Source organism: Flavobacterium sp. UBA2787, assembly GCA_002352205.1.
Taxonomy (GTDB): domain Bacteria; phylum Bacteroidota; class Bacteroidia; order Flavobacteriales; family Flavobacteriaceae; genus Flavobacterium.
The window spans coordinates 43,179-52,867 of record DEHZ01000006.1 but is presented as its reverse complement, the minus strand read 5'-3'; the positions used below and the strand labels follow the sequence as shown (position 1 = coordinate 52,867).

Here is a 9,689-nt window from a genome sequence, read left to right as displayed (position 1 = left end):
AAGATTAGAAAACACGATATTAGTAAGTTGAGCACCTTTGTCGCTTCCCATGTTGTGGTTTGATTAAAGATTAGAAAACACGATATTGTATTTGATAATAGTTCATTCTACTACTGTGTTGTGGTTTGATTAAAGATTAGAAAACACGATATTACTAATAGCAACATCAAGAAGATGGAATATGTTGTGGTTTGATTAAAGATTAGAAAACACGATATTATATACAACCGATTAAATTCGCTTCGAGTAGTTGTGGTTTGATTAAAGATTAGAAAACACGATATTTCGATTTGCTTACCACGTGGGCAGACTTAAGTTGTGGTTTGATTAAAGATTAGAAAACACGATATTAAATCTTTCCTCTGCCGTTTTGGGTGGCTCGTTGTGGTTTGATTAAAGATTAGAAAACACGATATTGCTTTATTTATCAATTATTAACTATTTAATGTTGTGGTTTGATTAAAGATTAGAAAACACGATATTCAGGATAAAATGGTAACACTAACAGATACGTTGTGGTTTGATTAAAGATTAGAAAACACGATATTCATACACTGAATCTTTCGTGATACGAATAAGTTGTGGTTTGATTAAAGATTAGAAAACACGATATTAAATCAGGCAACAAAAAACCTTGCCATAAAGTTGTGGTTTGATTAAAGATTAGAAAACACGATATTTGATTATCCTTAAGATCACCAAAACTAGCAGTTGTGGTTTGATTAAAGATTAGAAAACACGATATTGCTATCAATGGTATTGGGGCATCGAGTAAGTTGTGGTTTGATTAAAGATTAGAAAACACGATATTGTTTGAGTAGTTTGTGTACGAAGTGTATAAGTTGTGGTTTGATTAAAGATTAGAAAACACGATATTTTCATTGCAATGATTTATTCGAGAATAAAAGTTGTGGTTTGATTAAAGATTAGAAAACACGATATTCAACAAATGGCAATTCCGCTAATTTTAAGCGTTGTGGTTTGATTAAAGATTAGAAAACACGATATTTTTATCCCATTTACGATTGGAGAACCGAAGGTTGTGGTTTGATTAAAGATTAGAAAACACGATATTCAAAAAGGGATGACAAATGAAGCGATTCAAGTTGTGGTTTGATTAAAGATTAGAAAACACGATATTCGTTGGCTCGTTAACTTCTAATAATCAAGAGAATATCGGAACATATCGTGATAAAAAATGCTTCTTTTTTGCAGTGATAAGGTAAGATTGAGGCATTTTTTTATTTTAAAACAATTCTAACTGAGTAGGTTCCTGAGCTTTTGGCACTTCAGCTTTGCCCCAAAAATTTAAAATATTTCCAAATTGTTTATCGGTTATTCGCAAAACACTCACTTTTCCTAAAGGTGGCAAGAGTTTATGAATTCGTTTTTCGTGCACATCAGCACTTTCGCTACTCGCACAATGACGCACATAAACCGAATACTGCATCATGCTAAAACCATCTTTTAGCAAGTTATTTCTAAAGCCGGAAGCATTTTTTCGGTCTTTTTTGGTTTCGGTTGGTAAGTCAAAAAATACAAATAGCCACATAATTCGGTATCCGTTTAGATCCATAATTTTGGATATTTTATTTTCTTTCGATCTCCCGAATAACATTGCTGTAATGAACTGGCTGTTTTTTGCAATGCAACCATCAGCGGACTTTTCTCTTCTTTAAAATAAACCGTTCTAGTTAAAATTTGCAATAGCTTTGATTTAAGCAACGTATTCAACTCCTGTCCATCGTAGTTTTGCATTAATTCAAAAACCTTTTCATCTACAATGGGTCGAAAAGGTTCCATAATGTCATCGGCTAATGCAAAAGCATTATACTTACTTTTATGATGAATACCAAGAGTATTTAATAAACCACTTCCAGACAAAGCTCTCGCAGTGGCAGCCCGTAAAATTGCATAACCATAATTAAGAAAGTTATTAGGATAATCGCCAAAACGTTCCCGTTTAAAATCAATCTCAAAAAATGATTTCCAATATTGGCTGGCTGCCACACCTTCCATATTAGTAGTATCACCACTTTGCACTTTCGAAGCTAAAAACTCAAAATGATTTTTCGAACCAGTTATTTTTTCCAATAAAACTCCTTGGTTTTTAATCTTTTCAACAATAGTTTGTTGCCATAATTGCTTTTTTAAAGGAACAGAAGCATCAATTTGTTTCTTAAAAATTTCCTGTTGAATATGATGGCTATTGAGATTTAAAAACATACCGTTTGGCAAATGATTAGCATTACAAATAATGAAAGAAGAATTGTTCTCAATAAGTAAGTTCATCGCAGGAATACTTACGTAAATTTCCGGATGATCCAACACAATAAACCCTATATCTTCTATAGGAATAGTTGCTTCTCTTTCTTCTGTTTTAATAATCAATTGAAGATTTTTACAAGAAATTGATGCTTTTTTTTCGAGTAAAATTGTTTTTTTAAGCATAGTGCATTAAATTTTTAACTAATTTAAACCTATAAAAAATGACCTCTTTACGGAAATCCGCAATTATATAAGAAAATGAATAGATATTTTTACAAAAAATCACAATGAATAAAAAGATATTTGGTGTTTTTATCTTCTTGACCATAGTTGTAAACGCCCAACCCACCCTCCTATCCTGGAACCTCTCCAACCTCGGCTCCACCAAATCCGACACCACAATCCAATTCATCGCCAATCAAATCAAAGACTACGACATTGTTGCCTTGCAGGAAATAGTAGTTAACCCCAGTGGTGCTCAAGCGGTGGCTCAATTGGCAGATGAACTCAACCGAACAGGAAAGAAGTGGGATTATGCTATTAGTGACCCGACGAGTAGCAGTGCTTACAAAACGGAACGGTATGCTTATTTGTGGCAGATGGCAAAAGTACAACTTGTTGGCGAACCGTGGCTCGAAAAGAAATATGCGTTGGAAATTGATCGCGAACCTTTTTATGCTACATTTCACTACCAAGATAAAGAATTTACGGTGGTGAATTTTCATGCCATTACCAAAAAAAGACAACCTGAAACCGAGATAAAATATTTTAAATTTTTACCTGAACAATACCCTCATTTAAACTTAATCTTTGTAGGCGATTTTAATTGTCCGGAAACACATACCGTGTTCAACCCATTGAAAAAAATGGGGTATTTTCCCGCTTTTGAAAATCAGAAAACCACCTTGCGATCCAATTGTCTTGAACAGGATTGTTTGGCTTCGCCGTATGACAATATGTATTATCGGTTGGATAAAATAAAAATTATTAAGCAAGGTGTCATACCTTTTTATGTGCATTTTGATTCGCTGAATGATGCTCGAAAAATATCGGATCATATTCCTATTTGGATTCAATTTGATTTACTTTAAAAATTCAACAATATGAAAAAAGTACTACTCATATGTTCTGTAATGCAACTCTTTTTAAGCAGTTGCAGAAAAGAAAAACTAGAGACGAAACCGGATGTCACGCCTAAACCATTTTATGCACCATCCACTGTTTTAGAGGAACCGGAGGCAGAACCTACCTATCATGAAGATACTGCCACTCAATATGAATACCGCATTGGCAAATCGGGCGATTACACGTACAACTATGATGTAATTGGCGAAGATAAAAAGGGTAGTAAAGTGAGTGGCAACATCACGATCAAAGACAAATACGGCAATGGTCAACTAACCAATTCGGATGGTAAAACTTTTGATGTGACCGCAGAATGGATTGGTTATGGAAAATTATTAACTAAGGATGAAAAAGGGAATGAATACTTTTTGGTGGCCGAATAAAAAGGTATATTTATAATCCAATTCAAGACTATGAAAAAAATATGCTCACAGTCCAAACTTTTACTATAAAAAAAACTTTATGAAAAAAAACCTTTTACTATTATTAGCCCTATTCATTATGAGTTGTAAAAAAGATACTACCTCTTTCACCAATGAAGCCGAAGACAATTACAACCTTATCGAAAATACTAAAACAGTTGAAAAATCTTCCAGTACAGAAAAATTACCCAATTATGCCACTATCAAAGAAATGTTTGAAGCGTCAGGGGATTTTAGTGAAGAAGTTGGGTCACTAATATTCATCTCTTTAGACAAGTTACACGTTCAAGTTTCAAAACCAATTGTTGATAATGACATGGAAGATCTGAAGGATGAATTAGTAAAGAGGGATATAGTTTATGTTGCCTTTCAAACATTTGCCCAAACTGATATTAATGAATTAACGATAACTTCTGTTCCAAACTCTTTTGATGATCAAAAAAAATATTTTGAAAAATATAAACGGACACTGACAATTAACCGAAATAAAGCAAAATCGCTTTTAAAAAAATATTTGAATACCGAAGATTTTTCAATTCTATACATTGAACAAGATGGTATTTGGCTTCCGAGCAAAAGTTTTGACATTCTAAAATTCGAAAAACTTAATGAGGTATTTATTGATATGATTCCGAACAAAAAAAAGAAACCATGAAAAAATTACTCTTAATTTTACTTTTTCCTTTACTTTCAGGTTCTGATATGGCAGAAGACGTATATATCTGTAACAGCAAAAACGCCACCAAATACCATAAAAAAGAATTTTGTCGTGGTTTGGGTGCTTGCAAAAAAGAAACTAAAAAAGTTACCTTAAAAGAAGCCAAAGATTTGGGGCTGACCTTATGTGGCTGGGAGGATTGATAGCAAGCTGTTTGGATACTGATGTTACAGATATTTCAAAAGTTATAATCGGTATTGCTTTTTATTCATCTCTTTTTGAGGCTTATTGATATTACTGACGAACAAAAGTCTAATTAGCCCTCAAGAAGAAGGAATTATACCAGGAAGTTCAATTAGTAAGTCATCCATATTAAAATTAACCGGCAAAGAAGAAGAAATCAAAAAACTCTTAAAATAGAAAATGTCTTGTATCAAAATTGGTACTATTCCAAGAGCACGCAGATTAACGTTTTCAAGCTTCGTAAAAGGTCATGAATTGGCAAACTGAAAATTCTAAATATTTATTTTAATTTAACATCAAATTTCATATCTTTACACTGCTTAAAACAAAGTAGTCAAAAGTAGTGTACCTATAGGTGTACCTAAGAAAAACTAATCTTTGCGAAGCCTTGAAAATACAGATATTGTTTAAAGATACACGGAGCCTCTTTCTCCGCAAAAAGCCTTGTAAATCAACTGATTACAAGGCTTTTTTCAATTTTATTTACTTCTACTTTAGAAATATTTTTTTCTTCTTGAACATAAATCTACCAAATTCATTATTTTCTAAAATAATTATTTTTTTACAAGCGATCATTAGCTGAAGTCAAATTTACTTTCATATTTGATATTTTTAAATCAAAAATTACATTAATTACATGTAAACGATTTGATCATCTAAATAGTTTACTCCTCTCTTAATCCAAAAATGATGTAATATAATTCCAAAATTATATAAATCACGACTGAGATAAATATCTGAAATTTACACAATAAAATTAAACTCTTTAATGCCATACTTATGATAACTGAAAAAGCCATTGAAAACCTCAACACATTATTATGTATTAACAATGATAGAGTTGAAGGATATAAATCTGCCATTTACGAAGCAAAAGAAGTAGATATCAAAATAATGTTTTCAACATTAGCACAAACCTCTTTGGATTGTAGAAAAGAGCTTATTCAGGAATTAAAAAAAATAGGAGGCAAAAGGAATAACGGATTTAGAGAAACCGGAAAATTCTTTAACGTTTGGCGAGAAATGAAAAAAGCAATAAAAAAAGATGATCGTCAAACAATTTTATATTCTTGTAAGCACGGAGAAAACGTGGTGCTTAGAGAATACCTTAAAATAATTAATGGAAGTGTTTCTGAACAAAACTTAGAATGTGAAAGTGTTCTTTACAGGCAATATAAGCTGCTAAAAGCAGACTATGAGAGAATAAATCAGTTGCATAACTATTTTCAAGAAGAAAGAGAAGAAGAAGTTTAAAAAAGTTACAATAATTATTATTCTTTCAACTCTAAGAATCTCGTGAAAAAATTTTAGTAATATGTCAAATTGAGCTTGCAACTATTTGTGGTTAGATTTTGTGCAGGCTCATGCTGACATTATAACTTTTTTTAATGATTTATTAAAACGTATTTGAACAATATAAAAAAATAGTTTGACGTTTTATACTTATAAATTTTTCCATCAAGTAGACAATACTTACATTTGTAAATAATTTATACTCCAAGCAATTATTCAGAATTAGCCGAAGTTCATTCTACGATAGACATTTTGTGCCTTCCTAACTCAAATAATTCAGGTGAAATGTTTAGCTCTTTTAAGTTAAACAAAAAGAATTACTATAGTAAGCATTAAATTTGATAAAATTGTTGAAATGAGCATTTTCAGAACAGTATTTACGCTAACATGCTTGCTGATCGCTCAGTTTATATGTGCTTTTGAACTTAATTTATCCAGCACTAACGAAAGCTGTCCAGGCAACGGTTCGATTGAGTTTGTGATTTCTAATCCAGATCCTACCGGAACAATTTCGTATGTTGTTTTTAAGCTACCTAACACCTCTGTTCCTTATGCTACGCCGACTATTCCGCTTATTAATGGACTAACTGCCGGTGATTATTTAGTTGTTGCAACTGAAACCGTAGGAAATCAAACAACAACACAACAAAGTACAATCACAATCACAAATACATTTACGCCTCTATCCTACTCTGTAAACTATCTTAATCAATCATGTAGTGACATGAGCAATGTTACTGTAAATATAAACTCTGGAATAGCCTCTAGTTTTGAAATCACCGCTGGACCGATTTTGTTTCCTCCACAAACATCAAACATTTTTTCCAATTTACCGGAAGGAACATATACTATACGCGTTTTTGATGTGTGTGGAATTGCATTTGTTACAACATTTACGGTTTCATATTCTCCGTCAGGATTGACGATTGGAAGTCCTATTTTGAACAATACTGTTCCTCCATCGTGTGATTTTACATTAATTTCTAATTCAATTGTTCCGGATGTTGGGACATCAATTGCTTATCCACTTCAAGTTACCTATACCGTTTTCCCTCCTGATGGTTCTCCAACCTATACAATCAATCAAACAATAATGTCTGGAGATCCTTTGGAAACATCTATCAGTTCTACTTTTCCAAACTTTAATTCTACTAATTTTTCTTATTCTATAGAAATTACTGATAATTGTGGTATAACTTCCAACCAAAATTTTACAGCTAATCTAGCAGGTTCGGTATCTGTCACATTAAACAGACAACCATGTGATTCTAATTACTTCACTATTAATACAGCTAATTTATCGCCACCGTTTCAACTTAACTTTTCTACAATACCACCAGGATTTATCCCTGAAAATTTTAATGTTGACTATCCTGGTCCATTTACCTCAACGTCTATTGTTTTTGGTAGTCAAGATAATTTAGTCCCTTTAGGAAATTACAGTTTTAGTATTTCAGATTCTTGTGGAAGAGACCAAACGGTTGCTTTTTCTATCATACAAAATAATATTGTTCCTAACATAACCACCGGCAATAATGGCTGTTATGTTAATGATGGTTTTATCAGAATAGCAATTCCAGTTAATGAAATAGTGGGAGCAACAGTGATGGTAGCCCCTTCATCCTACCCATTTCCCCTTCCTCATGATGTTAGTGATCAATTGGTTAATGGAGTAATTAGATTGGATCCGGTTCCTATAGGTTTTTATGAAATTACAATTGTTGATGAATGTAACACTTCCTATGAAATTAATGATATTGAAGTTCCTATATACGAAAATGAGGGTTTAGAAATAACCGAAAGAGTTGGTTGTGAATTGGGTAAAACATCAATCAGAATTGACAGTAACAATGCTAGTATAACCAACATTATTATTACGAATGCCCCTAATTCATTTGGACAGGGCATTCCGTTTAATGCTTCCAGTTTTATTACACCCAATGACGGCGTATTTTTTATGAACAATTTGCCTCCAGGTGAATATTCATTTGATGTGAATGATGAATGTGGTTTTTCTAATTCTATTACAGTTACATTAAATGAATATATAATTAATAGTTCGAGTTTTAACCCTATCTTTAATTGTGGTTCATTTGATGTTAATTTAAGTTTTTTGAGTAATGGAATCAATGGACAGTCGTTTTGGATTCAAAAATTAATTGATCCGATAACAGATACTTGGGGACATCCTGAAACAAATGTCGTTTATCAACCGGATTCTGCTCCAAACGGAACAAACTCGATTGCATTGACAAATAATGCTACTAATTTTAACTTTGTTTTTAATGGTGAATTTAGAATTGTTAGAAAGTTCAATTCTTATAAAAATGGAAATGAAATTACAAATCAAGCTTCCGCAACTAAAGTTTGTTTAGAAATTTTTAATCCGAGTTTTGAATTTAACGAAGCTCTGGAGATTATCGACATTAATCGTTCTCCTTGTACAGATAGTGGCACATTGGATGTTGTGGTGAACGCCATAGGACAAGCTCCAATTCAATACAAACTAATTCTTAAAGATGGTGAAATTATTAATTTAGATAATGGTAATTCCTCTATATTTTATAGCCTACCTTTGGGTTTATATACGCTTCAAATTGAAGATTCTTGTGGAAATATCAAAACGCAAGTTTTTGATGTAGATACTTTAAAGTCAGTCATTAACAGTCTTGATCCTGCAGACATGACCGTTTGTGTGCCTTCAATTACTAATAATGAACGGTTTAATCTAATAAATCAGATTCCAACAATGATTAACGCTGACGATTTGGAAGAGTATACAGTTACTTTTCATACTTCGCTTAGCGATGCTCAACAAAATCTTAACCCTATTACAAATCCGACCAACTTTAATCCCGTTTCAAATCCTCAAACTATTTACAGCCGAATTATTCTCAATCTTCTTCCCTCCTGTTATGAAGTTAAAAGTTTTGATGTTTTTGTGGGACAGATTCCTTCTATTAATTTAAGTTCAGATTATTTAGTGTGTGATGAATTACCTTTTACTATCACTGTAAATAATCCTTTACCTAATACAGTTTATACTTGGTCAAATGGCACAGTTGGTGATTCATATACAACTTCAACATTAGGAATTTCCACTATTAGTGTTACTGCCATAACCACCTTTAATAATTCTAATTTAATTTGTGAAAATACTAAAGAAATTACATTTTCAATATCGGAACCACCTATTATCGATTCTATAACTACTATAGACTGGACAGAAAATCAGAATGAAATCACCGTAAACTCAAATAATATTGGTTTTCATACTTACTCAATAGATGGAATAAATTATCAAACCGAAAATATTTTCATCAATTTATTGCCAGGCGTTTATACAGTATATGTTCAAGACACCATTGGTTGTGGAACAGTAACCGAATTGGTTTGGCTTTTATATTACCCACGATTCTTTACCCCAAATGGCGACGGATATAATGAACGATGGTTTATTAAAGATTCTGGTTTAGAAGAAAATTTCATTGTCCACATTTTTGATCGTTATGGAAAATTAATCACCGTTTTTGATTCAAAAAGTGAAGGCTGGGATGGAACGTTTAACGGTCAACCTTTATTTTCTTCTGATTATTGGTTTATGATATATAGAAACGACGGACGTGTTCATAGAGGACATTTCAGTTTAAAACGTTAAATCACACTTTCAAATTTAATTT

8 protein-coding genes and 1 CRISPR repeat array are annotated in these 9,689 nt (G+C 32.2%); of the genes, 6 read left to right on the top strand and 2 right to left on the bottom strand.

The genetic code is table 11. The features are described from left to right. Positions 1–51: 51 nt before the first annotated feature. Positions 52–1,141: a CRISPR direct-repeat array (repeat unit 36 nt; unit sequence GTTGTGGTTTGATTAAAGATTAGAAAACACGATATT). A gap of 105 nt (positions 1,142–1,246) precedes the next feature. Both cas2 and cas1 read right to left on the bottom strand, forming a co-directional pair. Further along, on the bottom strand, positions 1,247–1,576 hold the full coding sequence (gene cas2 / locus B4N66_RS05725; RefSeq protein ID WP_291093070.1) for a CRISPR-associated endonuclease Cas2: 330 nt from the start codon (positions 1,574–1,576) through the stop codon (positions 1,247–1,249). After that, the gene (cas1, locus tag B4N66_RS05720; RefSeq protein ID WP_291093069.1) at positions 1,567–2,451 is read right to left on the bottom strand and encodes a type II CRISPR-associated endonuclease Cas1; all 885 of its coding nucleotides are present in this window, start codon (positions 2,449–2,451) and stop codon (positions 1,567–1,569) included. The genes cas2 and cas1 overlap by 10 nt, the downstream gene beginning before the upstream one ends. 104 nt (positions 2,452–2,555) lie before the next feature. Here cas1 and B4N66_RS05715 point away from each other — a divergent pair, with 104 nt between their 5' ends. The 6 genes from B4N66_RS05715 to B4N66_RS05690 all read left to right on the top strand — a co-directional run bounded on the left by B4N66_RS05715 (position 2,556) and on the right by B4N66_RS05690 (position 9,667). Further along, positions 2,556–3,359 carry an endonuclease/exonuclease/phosphatase family protein gene (locus B4N66_RS05715; RefSeq protein ID WP_291093067.1) on the top strand — a complete coding sequence of 268 codons (804 nt, stop codon included), beginning with the start codon at positions 2,556–2,558 and terminating at the stop codon, positions 3,357–3,359. 12 nt (positions 3,360–3,371) lie between these two features. Then, on the top strand, positions 3,372–3,776 hold the full coding sequence (locus tag B4N66_RS05710) for a hypothetical protein (protein ID WP_291093065.1): 405 nt from the start codon (positions 3,372–3,374) through the stop codon (positions 3,774–3,776). A gap of 79 nt (positions 3,777–3,855) precedes the next feature. Beyond that, positions 3,856–4,470 carry a hypothetical protein gene (locus tag B4N66_RS05705; RefSeq protein WP_291093063.1) on the top strand — a complete coding sequence of 205 codons (615 nt, stop codon included), beginning with the start codon at positions 3,856–3,858 and terminating at the stop codon, positions 4,468–4,470. After that, the gene (locus B4N66_RS05700; protein WP_291093061.1) at positions 4,467–4,676 is read left to right on the top strand and encodes a hypothetical protein; all 210 of its coding nucleotides are present in this window, start codon (positions 4,467–4,469) and stop codon (positions 4,674–4,676) included. Before B4N66_RS05705 ends, B4N66_RS05700 begins: the two co-directional genes overlap by 4 nt. Positions 4,677–5,496: 820 nt before the next feature. Then, a complete protein-coding gene (locus B4N66_RS05695) occupies positions 5,497–5,970 on the top strand; it encodes a PA2169 family four-helix-bundle protein (protein ID WP_291093059.1) in 474 nt (157 codons plus the stop codon). A 394-nt stretch (positions 5,971–6,364) separates the two neighbouring features. After that, positions 6,365–9,667, top strand: a complete 3,303-nt coding sequence (locus tag B4N66_RS05690; RefSeq protein WP_291093058.1) for a T9SS type B sorting domain-containing protein — start codon at positions 6,365–6,367, stop codon at positions 9,665–9,667. Positions 9,668–9,689: the final 22 nt, after the last annotated feature.

Bases quoted from the DNA above. Each gene is read 5' to 3' on its own strand.
- cas1 (WP_291093069.1), bottom strand. From the start codon at position 2,451: ATGCTTAAAAAAACAATTTTACTCGAAAAAAAAGCATCAATTTCTTGT.
- B4N66_RS05710 (WP_291093065.1), top strand. From the start codon at position 3,372: ATGAAAAAAGTACTACTCATATGTTCTGTAATGCAACTCTTTTTAAGC.
- B4N66_RS05715 (WP_291093067.1), top strand. From the start codon at position 2,556: ATGAATAAAAAGATATTTGGTGTTTTTATCTTCTTGACCATAGTTGTA.
- B4N66_RS05690 (WP_291093058.1), top strand. From the start codon at position 6,365: ATGAGCATTTTCAGAACAGTATTTACGCTAACATGCTTGCTGATCGCT.
- B4N66_RS05705 (WP_291093063.1), top strand. From the start codon at position 3,856: ATGAAAAAAAACCTTTTACTATTATTAGCCCTATTCATTATGAGTTGT.
- B4N66_RS05695 (WP_291093059.1), top strand. From the start codon at position 5,497: ATGATAACTGAAAAAGCCATTGAAAACCTCAACACATTATTATGTATT.
- cas2 (WP_291093070.1), bottom strand. From the start codon at position 1,576: ATGGATCTAAACGGATACCGAATTATGTGGCTATTTGTATTTTTTGAC.
- B4N66_RS05700 (WP_291093061.1), top strand. From the start codon at position 4,467: ATGAAAAAATTACTCTTAATTTTACTTTTTCCTTTACTTTCAGGTTCT.